The 13,798-nt window shown below is 63.8% G+C and carries 11 protein-coding genes; 2 read left to right on the top strand and 9 right to left on the bottom strand.

Annotated elements, in window-relative coordinates:
• Positions 1 to 8: 8 nt before the first annotated feature.
• Both ACO1XS_RS00285 and ACO1XS_RS00280 read right to left on the bottom strand, forming a co-directional pair.
• A complete protein-coding gene (locus ACO1XS_RS00285; RefSeq protein ID WP_331567566.1) occupies positions 9 to 1,121 on the bottom strand; it encodes an alpha/beta hydrolase family protein in 1,113 nt (370 codons plus the stop codon).
• Positions 1,118 to 1,987: an AraC family transcriptional regulator gene (locus ACO1XS_RS00280; RefSeq protein WP_331567564.1), complete on the bottom strand. Its 870-nt coding sequence runs from the start codon at positions 1,985 to 1,987 to the stop codon at positions 1,118 to 1,120. The genes ACO1XS_RS00285 and ACO1XS_RS00280 overlap by 4 nt, the downstream gene beginning before the upstream one ends.
• Before the next feature lie 164 nt (positions 1,988 to 2,151).
• Here ACO1XS_RS00280 and ACO1XS_RS00275 point away from each other — a divergent pair, with 164 nt between their 5' ends.
• On the top strand, positions 2,152 to 2,940 hold the full coding sequence (locus ACO1XS_RS00275; RefSeq protein ID WP_331567562.1) for a serine aminopeptidase domain-containing protein: 789 nt from the start codon (positions 2,152 to 2,154) through the stop codon (positions 2,938 to 2,940).
• Between the two features lie 219 nt (positions 2,941 to 3,159).
• Here ACO1XS_RS00275 and ACO1XS_RS00270 read toward each other — a convergent pair whose 3' ends face one another.
• The 3 genes from ACO1XS_RS00270 to hemL are packed head-to-tail and all read right to left on the bottom strand — an operon-like array spanning position 3,160 to position 6,266.
• Positions 3,160 to 3,786 (bottom strand): riboflavin synthase, encoded by a 627-nt coding sequence (locus ACO1XS_RS00270; protein ID WP_331567560.1) that lies wholly within the window; start codon positions 3,784 to 3,786, stop codon positions 3,160 to 3,162.
• A gap of 18 nt (positions 3,787 to 3,804) precedes the next feature.
• On the bottom strand, positions 3,805 to 4,956 hold the full coding sequence (ribD, locus tag ACO1XS_RS00265) for a bifunctional diaminohydroxyphosphoribosylaminopyrimidine deaminase/5-amino-6-(5-phosphoribosylamino)uracil reductase RibD (RefSeq protein ID WP_331567558.1): 1,152 nt from the start codon (positions 4,954 to 4,956) through the stop codon (positions 3,805 to 3,807).
• Positions 4,957 to 4,982: 26 nt separating this feature from the next.
• Positions 4,983 to 6,266, bottom strand: a complete 1,284-nt coding sequence (gene hemL, locus ACO1XS_RS00260) for a glutamate-1-semialdehyde 2,1-aminomutase (RefSeq protein ID WP_440559336.1) — start codon at positions 6,264 to 6,266, stop codon at positions 4,983 to 4,985.
• Positions 6,267 to 6,505: 239 nt separating this feature from the next.
• Here hemL and ACO1XS_RS00255 point away from each other — a divergent pair, with 239 nt between their 5' ends.
• Positions 6,506 to 7,732, top strand: a complete 1,227-nt coding sequence (locus ACO1XS_RS00255; RefSeq protein ID WP_486389786.1) for a Bcr/CflA family multidrug efflux MFS transporter — start codon at positions 6,506 to 6,508, stop codon at positions 7,730 to 7,732.
• A gap of 129 nt (positions 7,733 to 7,861) precedes the next feature.
• Here ACO1XS_RS00255 and ACO1XS_RS00250 read toward each other — a convergent pair whose 3' ends face one another.
• From ACO1XS_RS00250 to zwf, 4 genes are all read right to left on the bottom strand, one after another.
• The gene (locus tag ACO1XS_RS00250; RefSeq protein WP_440559338.1) at positions 7,862 to 8,998 is read right to left on the bottom strand and encodes a porin; all 1,137 of its coding nucleotides are present in this window, start codon (positions 8,996 to 8,998) and stop codon (positions 7,862 to 7,864) included.
• A gap of 560 nt (positions 8,999 to 9,558) precedes the next feature.
• The gene (locus ACO1XS_RS00245; RefSeq protein WP_331567550.1) at positions 9,559 to 11,481 is read right to left on the bottom strand and encodes a bifunctional transcriptional regulator/glucokinase; all 1,923 of its coding nucleotides are present in this window, start codon (positions 11,479 to 11,481) and stop codon (positions 9,559 to 9,561) included.
• Entirely contained in the window at positions 11,459 to 12,151 is a 693-nt protein-coding gene (gene pgl, locus ACO1XS_RS00240) for a 6-phosphogluconolactonase (protein ID WP_331567548.1), read from the bottom strand. The genes ACO1XS_RS00245 and pgl overlap by 23 nt, the downstream gene beginning before the upstream one ends.
• Positions 12,152 to 12,245: 94 nt before the next feature.
• Complete coding sequence (zwf, locus tag ACO1XS_RS00235; protein WP_331567546.1) at positions 12,246 to 13,706, bottom strand: glucose-6-phosphate dehydrogenase; 1,461 nt, start codon at positions 13,704 to 13,706, stop codon at positions 12,246 to 12,248.
• Between the last annotated feature and the right edge of the window lie 92 nt (positions 13,707 to 13,798).

Below are 13,798 nucleotides of genomic sequence, written 5' to 3'. Positions count from 1 at the left end.
CTCCACGGTCATGAACGTAGTGCATGTCCGAAGAAGCCGACGACACGGCGGGCGGTTTGCTGATGGACCGCGTCCCGATCGATTCCCGAACCATCCTTGCAGACCCTCGCGAGCTGGTCGATCATCTGCGGAACGCATGTGTCGAGGAAGGTGGAGTGCGAGGCGCCTTGCACCATTACAACGTCAGAAGTGGGCAGCAATCTGGCGATGCGGCGAACGTTGGTATCAGGCGGCGCGGTCATATCGGAGGTTCCTGCGGTCAGAGACACCGGAATCCTGACATCGGCAAAGGATCGTCCGTTGAATGCTTCTCCTAACGCGGGAGCGATCGCGAACACGGCCTTGATCCGTTTGTCCTGATACGATGCACCGGCTTTTGCGATGGAGGCTAGCGTCTCGGGCGACATGACGGCGGGAGGAGAATCTCCGGCAACGGTTGTGATTCGGTTCATTTCCGGTGGATGGCAGATGGCATCCGCTGCCGACGATCGACAGAAACGTTTGAACGCCTTTAGGTCGGTGCGCGCTCCCGCCAGTTCCAGAACTGTGTATCCGCCCAGAGAGAAGCCCACTGCCCCGATTCTTTGGCGGTCGACGTGCATGCCGAATACCGGATCGCTCAGCAGTGCATCCAATACCTCGCTGACATCGGTGGCGCGTTCCCACCAAAGCATGAAACCCGCACGCGTCAATGGGCCGAGCGCATTATTGCCCGGGTGATTGACGCCGGCCACGATATAGCCGTTGACGGCAAGGGCGGACGCAAGCCAGTCGAGGTCATTTGCGCTGCCGCCGGTTCCGTGTGAGAGCACAATCAGCGGGTACTTACGCGTAGCAGCCGAAAGCGGGGCGCCCCACGCAATAGGATGTCCGCGAAAAACGGCATGTCCCGGAAAGCCGATATCGTGTGGCTGTTCCAGAATCCTTGGATCGACGGGGTACCAGAGCGTCGTGATGAGTCGCTCCGTTTTTGCGCCCCGCCAGTCTCGCGCGACGCTGGGCGCGAATTCCCGTTGCGCTTCACCGACGTGATAGGGAGCCGTGGCGGCTTCGTGCGCACTTGCCGACATGAGCGCGGTAACGAATACGGCTATCGAGGTCAGAGTACGCAGCATGCTCATGCCTCTCGAACCGGGATCGCAAGATCGGTTACGGATTGGTGCTTCAAACCCGACAACGGCGGATTTCTGTAGAGTTCGAGTGCTGGTCGGCCGTCGCTCAGGTAGCCGCTACGCGGGAGCCAGCCGTTGAAAAGTGTCCGGAACGTCGGACCGATCAACGCGTAGGGCCCCACAAGCCGCGTCGACGCGTATAAACCGCCTTCGAGGCAGACGGGTTGGATCGCGCCAACGGGCTTCATACCCGAGGAAGGAATAATGCCGGCGAAATATCGAAAGCCGTCGCGATGCTCGGGATTGCCGATGCATAGGCCGATGACTTGGTGTTTCTTCGATGCCGCGTCGATGCCGAGTAAGCGCAGCAGCAGTCGGTAGGTTTGCCCGATGGTAGCAGTCGGTCCATCGTGGCGAAGGCACAGTAGGGTCGACGCCGGCAGTTCGATGGTCGCGACGGTCCGCGTGTCATCCGCCACGATCTGCCCACCGTCCAACTTGTCAGCGAGCGGAATGGGAAAGGCGGAGACATCCTCCTGCCGGGAACGGAAGGTGCCCGGACTGACGCCGGCGAATCTCCGAAACGCCCGTGCAAATGCCTGCGCACTGTCGTAGCCGACGTCCGAGGCCACCGATGTGACGGAGTGCGTGCTATCGGTTAGTCGATTTGCAGCCTCCGCCAGTCTCAGTCGCTGAATGGTCTCCGCCACGGTTTCTCCCGTGAGGCTTTTGTAGACGCGATGGAAGTGGAACGGCGAAAAATGGGCGATTGCCGCGAGGCTTTCGAGGGTATGTTGACCGCTTGGCTCTGCGAGAATCGCCTCGACGACACGAGCGATTCGCCGCCGGTAGTCCTGTTCGGTGGTTGATTTCATGGTGAAACCAGCTTAGCTTGTCCGGGCACGATAAGCGGTGCAGAGTTTGCGGATTTTTCCCGGACTTGGTCTAGGTGCTCGGTCGGAAATGCTGTGTCGGAGGAGCAGGCGGTAGGTGGGTCCCCAGAATTGCAACTGATAGAACACTCGACAGGAAACCGTGCATGAAACGCCTCTATTGCGCAATGACTGCGCTGCTCGTCGCCGCGCATGGGGAGGCGGCTCCTCTCGATCATGGAGACCTCGTGACCTTTCGGACTCGTGAGGGTGTGACGCAAAGTCTCTTCATTGAATCGCCGTCACCGAATCCGCCGGTGATCGTCATCCTGTACAGCGGTGGCGACGGAACCACCCGACTCGATCAAAGCGGCGCGACGAATCAGCATGGCAATTTTATCGTCCGTACCGCCCACTTCTGGGTCCAGCATGGCTACGCTGCGGTCCTGACTGACGCGCCGTCCGACATGCAACGGAACGGCATGAACGACTACTGGAGGCGCAGCAAGGATACGCTGGTCGATCAGAGGGCGATCATCGCACAGGCGCGCCAACGTTTTCCCAACTCGAAAATCGCTCTGGTCAGTACGAGTCGCGGGACCGTCACGGTTGGCAACATGCTGGAGCACGCACCAGAGCTGGCTGACGTATACGTGCTGACCTCGCCGGAGTCGGTTGCCATCAAGCATCCAGGCATCTCCGACCTTGACGTGCCGGAGCAGTACCGCGGCAAGGTGCTGATCGTCTCCAACAAGAATGACGTCTGCCCCGTCGCCAACTATGCTGGCGGCAAGCGGCTGGCCTCGCGCAACAATGTCGCATTCATCACGGAGGAATCGGACGAGGGGGGCGGCGATAGGCAATCCGACTGCGGCGGTCATTCGCCGCACGGCTTTCTCGGCATCGAAAGCGACACGCTGAGAGACATCAACGACTGGATTGGCCCGAAACTGTAAGGTAAGCGGTCGATAAACGACGTCCCACCTTCATCGGACGTGCAAGAGCGTTCTGATATCGTTCGACTCTCACTCTGGCTGGCCAGTGGGTAGTGGCATGCGTTGGATAGTGACCCTTGTACTCGCAATCGGATGTGAATGGTTGCACCAACGGATCGCAGAGTAAGTCGACGCTAACAGTCGTTCGATCGAACTCGAAATTCCCGCTGGTTTAGCGAGTTACGGGCGTCCCACGGGCACCGCCGACAACATCCGCTCCACATACCGCGCAATCAAATCAACCTCCAGATTGACCCGGCTACCCGCCGACAGATGCCTGAGCGTGGTGACTTCGACGGTATGCGGAATGAGGTTGATCGAAAACTCGCAACCGTCGTCCCGATCGACAACGCTATTGACCGTCAGGCTCACACCGTTGACGGTCACCGAACCCTTATACGCGAGATAGCGGCCGATCTCGCGCGGCGCCAGCACGCGCAACTCGTGCGACTCGCCCACGGGTGCGAAGCGCGTGACGGTACCGAGCCCATCGACATGTCCCGAGACGATATGCCCGCCCAGCCGCTCATGCGCCGTGAGGGCCTTTTCAAGGTTGACCTCGCCGGACTCGCCAAGCCCCACGGTGCAATTGAGGCTTTCGCGCGAGACATCGACGTCGAATGTTTCGCCGGTCTTGGCGACGACCGTCATACAGGCACCCTGGATCGCAATGCTGTCGCCGATGGCGACGTCCGTCAGATCGAGCGCGCCCGCGCGCACCGTCAAGCGCACCCCGGCGTTTGCCTCAGTGCCGAGCGGCGCTACTGTCTCGATGCGGCCCACTGCCGCGACGATTCCCGTGAACATCGTGTCTGTGCCTCGTAATCAGAATGAAGAGGGTGTCGGAGCAGGCGCCGGCGAAACCGGCTCGGCCGGTACAATGCGCGCCAGCACGCGCAGATCGTCGCCGACCCGCTCGACGCTGCGGAACGCGAGCCGCGTACGCGCATCGAGCGTCGCGGGAGCGGCAAGCGCAAACATGCCCGCAGAATCGGCGCCGAGCAGGCTCGGTGCAAGATAGACGAGCAACTCGTCGACACATCCTTCGCGCAGCAGCGAGCCGTTGAGCTTATGTCCGGCCTCGACGTGCAACTCGTTGATGCCGCGCCGGCCGAGTTCCTTGAGCATGCCCGCCAGATCGACCTTGCCGTGTGCATTCTCGAGCGCGACGACTTCCACGCCCCGCTCCGCGAGCGCCTCCGCTCGTGCTGCATTGTCCCCGTCCAGGCCCGCGCAGAAAACAAGTGGCGGCGCCCCTTCGAAGATATGCGCATCGAGCGGCGCGTCGAGCCGGCTGTCGATGAGCACACGCAGCGGCTGGCGCGGCGTCTCGATCGCGCGTACCGTCAAGTGCGGATTGTCCTCGCGCACGGTACCGACGCCGGTCAGGATCGCGCAGGCGCGCGCGCGCCAGGTATGTCCGTCGGCACGGGCGGCGGGCCCGGTGATCCACTGACTCTCGCCGGAGGGCAGCGCCGTTCGCCCATCGAGCGAGGCCGCGATTTTCATGCGCACCCACGGCCGTTTGCGCGTCATGCGCGAAACGAAGCCGATGTTCAGCTCCTGCGCTTCATGGGCCAGCAACCCGCAACGAACGTCGATCCCAGCGTCGCGCAGCATCGTGAGACCGCGGCCCGAGACCTGCGGGTTCGGATCTTCCATCGCCGCGATCACACGCGCCACGCGCGCCTCGATCAGCGAATGAGCGCACGGCGGCGTGCGACCGAAATGGCTGCAAGGTTCCAGCGTCACATAGGCCGTCGCGCCATGCGGATCGTTGCCGCGCCGGCGCGCGTCCTTGAGCGCCTGCACCTCGGCGTGGTCCTGGCCGGCAGGCTGTGTAAAGCCTTCGCCGATGGCCAGCCCGTGCTTGACGAGCACGCAGCCGACCCGCGGGTTGGGCGTCGTCGTGTAAAGCCCCCGCGCAGCCAGCGCGAGCGCGCGCTGCATGTGGGCGAAGTCCGCGTCGGAAAACATCGTCGGGTGCTCGTCGGCGAGCGGCGTTACGCCGCAAGCGCGGCAAACGCACCGCGTGCGGCATCGAGCGTGGCATCGATGACGGCATCGTCGTGCGCACTTGACACGAACCCGGCTTCGTACGCGGATGGCGCGAAATGGACGCCCGCGTCGAGCATGCGATGAAAGAACGCGTTGAAGGCGGCGATGTCGCTGCGCGAGACATCGGCGAAGCTGGCCGGAACCTGCGCGGTGAAGTAAATGCCGAACATGCCGCCGAGCGCATCGGCGCTGAAGGCTACTCCGGCCGCACGCGCCGCCGCCGACAGCCCGTTGGCCAGGCGCGCAGTCTTCGCCGAGAGCCGTTCGTAAAACCCCGGCGCCTGGATCAGTTGCAGCGTCTTCATGCCCGCCGCGACGGCGATAGGATTGCCCGATAGCGTGCCGGCCTGATAGACCGATCCTTCAGGGGCGAGGTGCGCCATGATGTCGCGCCGACCGCCGAATGCTGCCGCGGGCATGCCGCCGCCGATGACCTTGCCGAGGCAGGTGAGATCCGGCTCGATGCCATAAAGCGCTTGCGCGCCCCCCAGTGCGACACGAAAACCGCACATCACCTCGTCGAAAATCAGCACGGCACCGTATTCCGTGCAAAGCCGCCGCAGCGTCTGCAAGAAGGCCGGATTGCCGCGCACGAGGTTCATGTTGCCGGCCACGGGCTCGACGATCACGGCCGCAATCTCGCGGCCGAATGCGGCGAACGCCGCTTCGAGCGCCTCGCTGTTGTTGTATTCGAGCACCGTCGTATGTTTGGCGATATCGGGCGGCACGCCGGCCGAAGTCGGGTTGCCGAACGTGAGCAGACCCGAGCCGGCCTTGACGAGCAAGCTGTCCGCGTGCCCGTGATAGCAACCTTCGAATTTGACGATGCGGCTGCGATCCGTGAATCCGCGCGCCAGGCGCAGCGCACTCATCGTCGCTTCGGTGCCGCTCGAGACGAACCGCAACTGCTCCATCGAGGGGACGAGCTTGCGGATTTCCTCGGCGATCTCGATCTCGGCTTCGGTCGGCGCGCCGAACGAGAAGCCGTCGGCCAGCACACGCTGAACGGCTTCGAGGACTTCGGGATGGACATGGCCCAGGATCATCGGTCCCCAGGAACCGATGTAGTCGATGTAACGGGTCCCCTCGGCGTCCCAGAAGTAGGGGCCCTGCGCACGTGCGATGAAGCGCGGCGTGCCGCCGACCGAGCGGAAGGCCCGCACGGGCGAATTGACGCCGCCGGGGATGACGCGCTGAGCGCGTTCGAACAGAGCTTGATTGCTAGGCATGGAGTGAGGGCAGCTGCAATGAAGGATCGGGCCGGGGCGCCACCCGTTCAATCGGGCGCCATGGCAAAAAACGGCCCTACGATGCGTGGAATTGTACCGGAGCGGCGCCGCCCGGGCGTTTGCCGATCGCTTTGCGTAGAATCTGCGCTTTACGCGCCGTGCGCTTCGCGCCCGGTTGCCTGGCTCGCCGCTTGCAGCCGCCGCGTAGCGCCTGCCGTCTTTATGAGGCACTCCATTCGATGACCGAAACCGACCAACGCCAGCCTGATCTACGCCTCATCGTGCTCCTGGGCGCGCTCGCGGCCTGCGGCCCGATCGCGGTCGACATGTACCTGCCGAGCCTGCCTTCGATCGCACGCGCGTTCGGGGTCGCCGATTCGGCCGCTCAAAACACGCTGACGAGCTTCATGCTCGGCTTCGCGATCGGCATGCTGGTCTATGGCCCGCTGTCCGACCGTTTCGGCCGGCGTCCAATTTTGCTCGGCGGCCTCGCTCTTTTTCTCGTCGCGAGTATTGCCTGCGCGAGTGCGGGGTCGATCGATCTGCTCGTCGGCATGCGTTTCGTCCAGGCGCTGGGGGCCGGCGCGGCCTCCGTGATGGCGCGCGCGATCGCGCGTGACGTCCATGCGCCGCACGATGCGGCGCGCGTGCTCTCGATGATCGCGATCGTGACGGGGGTAGGCCCGCTGCTGGCGCCACTCATCGGCGGGCAGTTGCTGCTCGTCGGCGGCTGGCGTGCGATCTTCGTCGTGCTGGCGCTCTTCGGTGCCCTCGCGTCGGCGCTCGCCTTCATGCGGGTGCGCGAATCGTGGCCGGCCGACAAGCGTGCCGGCGCGGTACTTTGGCATTCGTTTGCCATCTACGGGCGGCTTCTCGTCGATCCGGTCGCGCTCGGCCACTTGTTGTGCGGCGGCATGGCGTTCGCGTCGATGTTCGCGTACATCACGGCAACGCCGTTCGTGTACATCGATTATTTCCATGTGACGCCGCAACACTACGGGTTCTTCTTCGGCCTCAATATCGTCGGCATCATGCTCGGCAACTATCTCAACGCGCGGTTGATCAGCCGGTTGGGCTCGCTGCGGCTCGTCGCGGGTGCGTCGTTCGTGAGCTGCGGGGCCTCGTTGTTCGTGGCGCTCGCTTGCCTGACGGGGTGGGGCGGCCTCTGGTCCATCGTCGCGGGGCTGTTCTTCGTGGTGGGCGTCGTAGGTGTGCTGACCGCGAATTGCACGACCGATCTCATGCACCGCTATCCGCGCAACGCGGGCGCCGCGGCCGCGGTTTTCGGTGCCGGGCAGCTCGTGCTCGGCGCGCTCGCGAGCTTCGTCGTCGGTGTGCTGCAAAACGGCACGCCCACCGGCATGGGCATCACGATCGCCGGGACCGGGGCGCTCTGTTTCGCCGGGCGAACGATGGTGATCCGCTGGCACGGCCTGCCGGCGCGCGGTACGGCCATGCCACGCTGAAGGTCGCACGCGAGACAACCGCGATAAAAAAAGGCGCCGACAACGCGGCGCCTTTCGAGTGTACTGCCGATCCCGCTGTCGTCCGGCAAAGCCGAAGCTTTGCCGGCGCGCGGGTTGTTACTTGTTGGTTTAGAACTTGTGACGGATACCGACGCGTGCTGCGACCTGGTTCTTCGTCGTGCTGGCGCCGGAGAACTCTGCCGCGTAGATGTCAGCCGTCACACCGCCGCTCATCGCGTGCTGGTAGACGCCCATTGCATAGACGTCGGTGCGCTTCGACAGACGATAGTCGGCAACCAGGTTGAGCTGACCGTACTTCGGCTTCTGGCCCGTTGCATCGACCTTACCGAACGTGAACGTGTAGCCCGCGCCGAGCGTCGTGGCCGGCGTCAGGCTGTACTGGCCCCACAGTTCAGCGCTGTCGAATCGCACTTTGTTGCCGACCACGCCGTTCGCGTCGTCGAACCGCACGTCCGAGAAGTTGGCGCCGAAGAGCGCCGGTCCCATCGTGTAGCTCGCGCCGAGGCTGGCAACCTGCATGTTGCGGGGCAGACCGACGAGACCCCAGATGCCCGTCGTCGGATTGACGGCGCCCGGTGCCTGGTTCGCGTTGAAGTTGCCGTCGTCAAACTGCACGCCGGGGTTGCGCGCGTAGAAGTAACCCGCGCCGACATACAGAGGACCGGCCGAGTAGCTCAATGCGCCGCCGATCGTGCTGTTTTGACCGAACTGGCCGGCAACGCCGCCGAATGCGTACATGGCTTCGGCTTGCAGGCCCGCAAACTTCGGCGAGACGTACTTCACTGCGTTGTTGATACGGAAGCCGTTATCGGTGTTGTCGATATCGGCCGGGTGCGAGAAGAACGCGCCCCACTGGCCGTTGAACGTCGTCGACTGAACCATGTCGACCACCGGGTCGTATTGACGGCCGAGGGTCAGGGTACCGAACGAGTCGTTCGTCAGACCGACGTAGGCCTGGCGACCGAACATGCGGCTATGCTGAGCCAGCTTGCCGTTGGCCGCGTTGAAGCCGTTTTCCAATTGGAAGATGGCCTTGGTGCCGCCGCCCAGGTCCTCAGCGCCCTTCATGCCAAAGCGGCTACCTTGCAAGATGCCGCTTTGCTCTTGCCACTGCGAATGACCGCTAGTGTTGTTAACGTAGCTGATACCGAGATCGATGATGCCGTAAAGGGTGACACTGTTTTGCGCGAACGCCGGTGCTGCCACGGCGCTCGTCACTGCGAGGGCGATAAGCGATTTTTTCATTAAACGGTCTCCGAGACGTTGAACTGCAAATTGAGCACCCGGGGTGGTGAGTGCAGCGGACTAGCGCATCTTTTGAACACGCTGGATCCCCGCCGCGGGTCCAGGTAGTCGTCCGGATACTAGGCATGTCGAAATCAGCCCCTTATTAGTGGAAACACTAGTTGCTTCCCGTCGTTGCAGTTTTTGAAACGGTGTATTTCGCGAAGAGCCTCTTCGAGAGCCGCGCCGGCTGTGCGTTTCGGTGAAAGCGGTTGCTTAAATATGCACGACAGCGTTGCCGCCCCGCCACATATCGTGTGTCAGAATTGTTGCGCTTGCGTGGGGAAAAACAGACGAAGAAACGGCCGCTTTGCCCAATATTGGGGCGACCGCGGGCGGCTCGTGCACCGAAACGGGGGGCTGGGTGAGGGCGGCAGGCCGGCTCGCCCCAAAAAAAAGCCCGGGCCGGCGGACCGGAACGGGCTCTTGGAATAAAGCCGGCGAATCGCAACAGTCCCCGGCCGATTGAGTGTAGCAGCGTGGAGACGCCCCTCCGATGAGGGTTTTCGCCAAGCTCGAGGTCAATCCGTAGCGGAGGATGCCGCCCCATGGCTGAGCCAGTCGAGCACGGCCGCCGCATCTTCGGTGCGGCTCGCGCGAGCCTTGGCAACGGCCTCGGTCACTTCCGGGCTCGGCACCGCGCGCCGGATCGCCACGCCCACGGCGAGAATGTCGATCATCACCAGATGCAGAATGCGCGAGATCATCGAAAGCTGCGATTCGCGCATCTCGATGTGATCCGTTTCCAGCGCCACGGTAGCCCGCTTGGCCAGCGGTGTGTTGCTCGAGGTGATGGCGATCACCTGCGCGCCCGCCTGCATGGCGACGTCCAGCACGCGCAGCAGCTCGGGCGCCCGGCCCGACTTCGATACCGCCACGATGACGTCGCCTTTGCCGAGCAGGGCAGCGGAGGCGGCCTGCATATAGAGATCGCCGTAGGCGATGGTCGGAATGCCGAACCGGAAGAACTTGTAATGCGCGTCCTGCGCGACGATGTTCGAATTGCCCAGTCCGTAGAACTCGATGCGCCGTGCGCTGTTGAGCATATCGATCGCCCGCTCGACATGCTCGAAGTTCAGGTGCTCGCGCAACTGCAGGATCGCCGAGACGGTGTTGTCGAGCACTTTCGCGCCGAAATCGGTCGCCGTGTCGCCCAGATGGACCTGGCTGTGGCTGACCGGAATGGTTCCGGTCAGCCCCGTGGCGAGCTTGAGCTTGAAATCGGACAGGCCCTGGCAGCCCAGCGAACGGCAAAAGCGGATCACCGTCGGCTGGCTCACGTCGGCCTTGCGCGCGATATCGACGATCGGATCGCTGATGATCGAGCGCGGATGATTCAAGGCGAGATCGGCCACGCGCCGCTCGGCCGGCGTCAGCGCATCGCGCATCTGACGAATGCGCTCGAACACAGCCGAGGAGCCGCCGCCCGTGCGGTTCGAGAGCTGCTCCGCGAGAATGGCCGACACGCCCAGGAACGCCGGATACTCGGCCGTGATGACGTAGGTGGGCACGTTGGCCAAATAAGGCTCGAAGCGGCCCTTCGCCTCGAAGCGCTCTCTGAACCGCGAGCGCGCGAAGAACTCGCCCAGCTTCAGCACGACGCCGCCGCCGATGTAGATGCCGCCGAGCGCGCCGAGTGTCACGGCGATATTGCCGGCGAACGTGCCGAGAATGCCGCAAAAGCAGTCGACCGATTCAGCCGCGAGCGGATCGCCTTCGAGCGCGCGGCTGACGACCTCCGCGGGATCGAGCGTGGCGCCGACGCGCTTTTTGTCGCGTGCCGCCAGCGCCCGGTAGATCAATTCGATGCCCGGGCCTGCCGCGACGCGTTCGAACGACACGTGCGACCACTTCTTGCGCGCATAGTGCAGCACGATGTCCTCGCGCTCGTCGGACGGCGCGAAGCTCGCATGACCGCCTTCGCTGCCGAGGGCAATCCAGCGGTCGTCGGCGGGAATGAGGCCCGATACGCCAAGGCCCGTTCCGGGGCCCAGCAGGCCGATCACGCTGTTCTGGCGGCGCGCGCCGCCGCCGATCTGCACGCGCTGCGCGTCCGTGAGGCCCGGCAGCGCCATCGCGAGCGCGGTGAAGTCATTGACGACGAGCAGCGTATCGAAGCCGAGCGCGCGACGCGTGGCTTCGATCGAGAACGTCCAGTTGTGGTTGGTCATGCTGACCTGATCGCCATCGACGGGATTCGCGATCGCGATTGCCGCATGATTGACGTGGCCGACTTTCGTGTCCTTCAGATACTGCTTGAGCACCTCTTCGACGCTCGGATACTCGGCGCAGGGATAGACGCGAATCTGCGAAATCTCGCCGGGGCCGATTTCGAGCGCGAAGCGCGCGTTGGTGCCGCCGATATCGGCGAGCAGCCTCGGGCCGTCGGCGTGCTGACGGGCGCCCGGAATGGCGATTACTTTAGTTTGCACACCAGTAGACATCGAGTCTGACTCCCTTGTCGTTTGCCAGCTTCGAGATGGCGTTTTCCTGGGCGGTGGATGCGGCTGCCTTGAGCACGTCGAGTTTGGGCGTGCCGGAGATCAGCAGATAGAGCCGCTCGATTTGCTTGAGTGCGGCGAGCGACAAGCTCACGCGCGCGTGGGGCGCTGCCTTCGGATGGACGGCGACGAAGTGTGGCGCATCGGGGGACGTGATCCGGGCCCACTCGGGAGCGTCGGCAAAGAGCGACGCACTATGCCCGTCTTCACCCATGCCGAGCACGGCAACGCTTGGCAACGCGCGCTGCGCATCGGCGTTGAGCGCGGCAACGTTTGCTTCGAGCGTGACGGCCGTATCGACGAGCGGCAAAAAACGCGCATCGCCCGCACCGTCTCGCAGCAGTGTCTCGCGCACGAGTCTCGCGTTGCTGGCCGGATCGGTTTCGGGCACCCAACGGTCGTCGACGAGCGTCAGATCGATGCGCCTCCAGTCGACCGGCTCTTTCGCCAATGCGAGCAGAAACGGACGCGGGCTCGTACCACCGGATACCGCGAGCGTCGTGCGCGACGCGCCGCCGGATGCGGCGCACGATGCGTTGAGCGCATCGCCGACCGCTCTCGCCAGCGCGCCGGCCTGGGCGCGCGGATCGTCAAAAGCGTGAAGCTCGATCACTTCTCCTCCTGAGCAGCTTTTTGTATTCCCCAATGGGTTCGTTCGACGGGGCGCCGCGGTACGCAGCGCCCCGTCCCGGCATGCGACCCGTGCCTTAGTTTTCTTCCTCGAGCCAGCAGGTGTCGTGCTGCGCGAGCATCGCGCTGGCGGCGGCCGGCCCCCAGGTGCCCGACGCATACGGCTTCGGCGGCTTGTTCGATACCGCCCATTCGTTGAGAATGGGCTCGACCCAGCGCCAGGCGGCTTCCTGCTCGTCGCGCCGCACGAACAGCGCGAGCCGGCCGTTGATGACATCGAGCAGGAGCCGCTGGTACGCCTCCATCTGTCCTTCCTTGAAGAACTGATCGAAGGCGAGATCCAGGTGCACGCTCGCGAGATTCATGCCTTCGCCGGGCTGCTTGGCGAGGCAGTAGAGCCTGATCGATTCGTTCGGCTGCAGGCGGATCACGAGGCGATTGGCGCCCGGGCGCAGCGCCGGCGCGCCGAGCGCCGAGTGCGGCACCGGGCGGAAGTTGACGACGATCTCCGCGATACGATCCGCGAGCCGCTTGCCCGTGCGCAGGAAGAACGGCACGCCGGACCAGCGCCAGTTCTCGATCTCGACTTTCAATGCGACGAAGGTTTCGGTCGCGCTCTGCGGCTTCACACCGTGTTCGGTCGCATAAGCGGGCACCGAGGCCCCTTTGATGACGCCGGCATGATATTGCCCCCGCACGGCGACCTTGGAGATGTCGCGCGTATCGATGGGCTTGAGCGCGCGCAATACGCGCAGCTTCTCGTCACGCACCGAATCGGAGTCCATCGAATGCGGCGGCTCCATGGCGACGATTGATAGCAGCTGCAACAAATGGTTCTGCACCATGTCGCGCAGCGCACCCGTGTTGTCGTAGAAGTCGCCGCGGCCTTCGACCCCGAGCTCCTCGGCAATGGTGATCTGAATGCTTTCGACCCACTCGCGGCGCCACAACGGTTCGAACAGGGCGTTGCCGAACCGCAGCGCGAGCAGGTTCTGCACCGGCTCCTTGCCGAGGTAGTGATCGATCCGGTAGATCTGCTCTTCCGTGAAGATTTCGCCGACGGCGTCGTTGATCGCGTTCGACGAGCGCAGATCGTAGCCGAGCGGTTTTTCGAGCACGATCCGCGCGTTCTCGTTCAGGCCGACGGAAGCCAGCGCGCGGCAGATCGGCACGAACAGCGACGGACCGGTTGCCAGATAGAAGACCCGAATCCCCGGATGCCCATCGAGCGCATCGCGCAGCACGACGAAATCCTCGGCCTTGCCGAGATCGAGCTTTACGTAGGCGATGCGTTCGAGAAAGCTCCGCCAGACGGCATCGTCGACGCCCGCCTTCGAGACGTGCGACTTGACGTTCGAATTGATCCATTCGATGTAGCCGTCGCGATCCGCCGCGTGGCGCGCCACGGCCACGATCCTGCCGTTGTCGGACAGCATGCCCGCACGGTGGGCTTCGTACAGCGCCGGGAGAATCTTTCGCATCGACAGGTCGCCGGTCCCGCCGAAGAGAACGAAGTTAAAGCCTGAGTCGATTTGCATGAGTCGTGAGCCGAAGGTCAAGGGTTGCTGAGCGCGCGGACCAGGTGCAGGTTGCGTCGGATTGGGGCTTGGGTCGAACTAGCGTCGTATCT

This window comes from Trinickia sp. (assembly GCF_057351765.1).
Note: the sequence above shows the minus strand (reverse complement) of the source record. Positions and strands in the feature narration are given on the sequence as shown.

What these genes read in the sequence shown, in the direction of transcription:
- ACO1XS_RS00285 (WP_331567566.1), bottom strand. Translation starts at nt 1,121, where the DNA reads ATGAGCATGCTGCGTACTCTGACCTCGATAGCCGTATTCGTTACCGCG.
- ACO1XS_RS00280 (WP_331567564.1), bottom strand. Translation starts at nt 1,987, where the DNA reads ATGAAATCAACCACCGAACAGGACTACCGGCGGCGAATCGCTCGTGTC.
- ACO1XS_RS00275 (WP_331567562.1), top strand. Translation starts at nt 2,152, where the DNA reads ATGAAACGCCTCTATTGCGCAATGACTGCGCTGCTCGTCGCCGCGCAT.
- ACO1XS_RS00270 (WP_331567560.1), bottom strand. Translation starts at nt 3,786, where the DNA reads ATGTTCACGGGAATCGTCGCGGCAGTGGGCCGCATCGAGACAGTAGCG.
- ribD (WP_331567558.1), bottom strand. Translation starts at nt 4,956, where the DNA reads ATGTTTTCCGACGCGGACTTCGCCCACATGCAGCGCGCGCTCGCGCTG.
- hemL (WP_440559336.1), bottom strand. Translation starts at nt 6,266, where the DNA reads ATGCCTAGCAATCAAGCTCTGTTCGAACGCGCTCAGCGCGTCATCCCC.
- ACO1XS_RS00255 (WP_486389786.1), top strand. Translation starts at nt 6,506, where the DNA reads ATGACCGAAACCGACCAACGCCAGCCTGATCTACGCCTCATCGTGCTC.
- ACO1XS_RS00250 (WP_440559338.1), bottom strand. Translation starts at nt 8,998, where the DNA reads ATGAAAAAATCGCTTATCGCCCTCGCAGTGACGAGCGCCGTGGCAGCA.
- ACO1XS_RS00245 (WP_331567550.1), bottom strand. Translation starts at nt 11,481, where the DNA reads ATGTCTACTGGTGTGCAAACTAAAGTAATCGCCATTCCGGGCGCCCGT.
- zwf (WP_331567546.1), bottom strand. Translation starts at nt 13,706, where the DNA reads ATGCAAATCGACTCAGGCTTTAACTTCGTTCTCTTCGGCGGGACCGGC.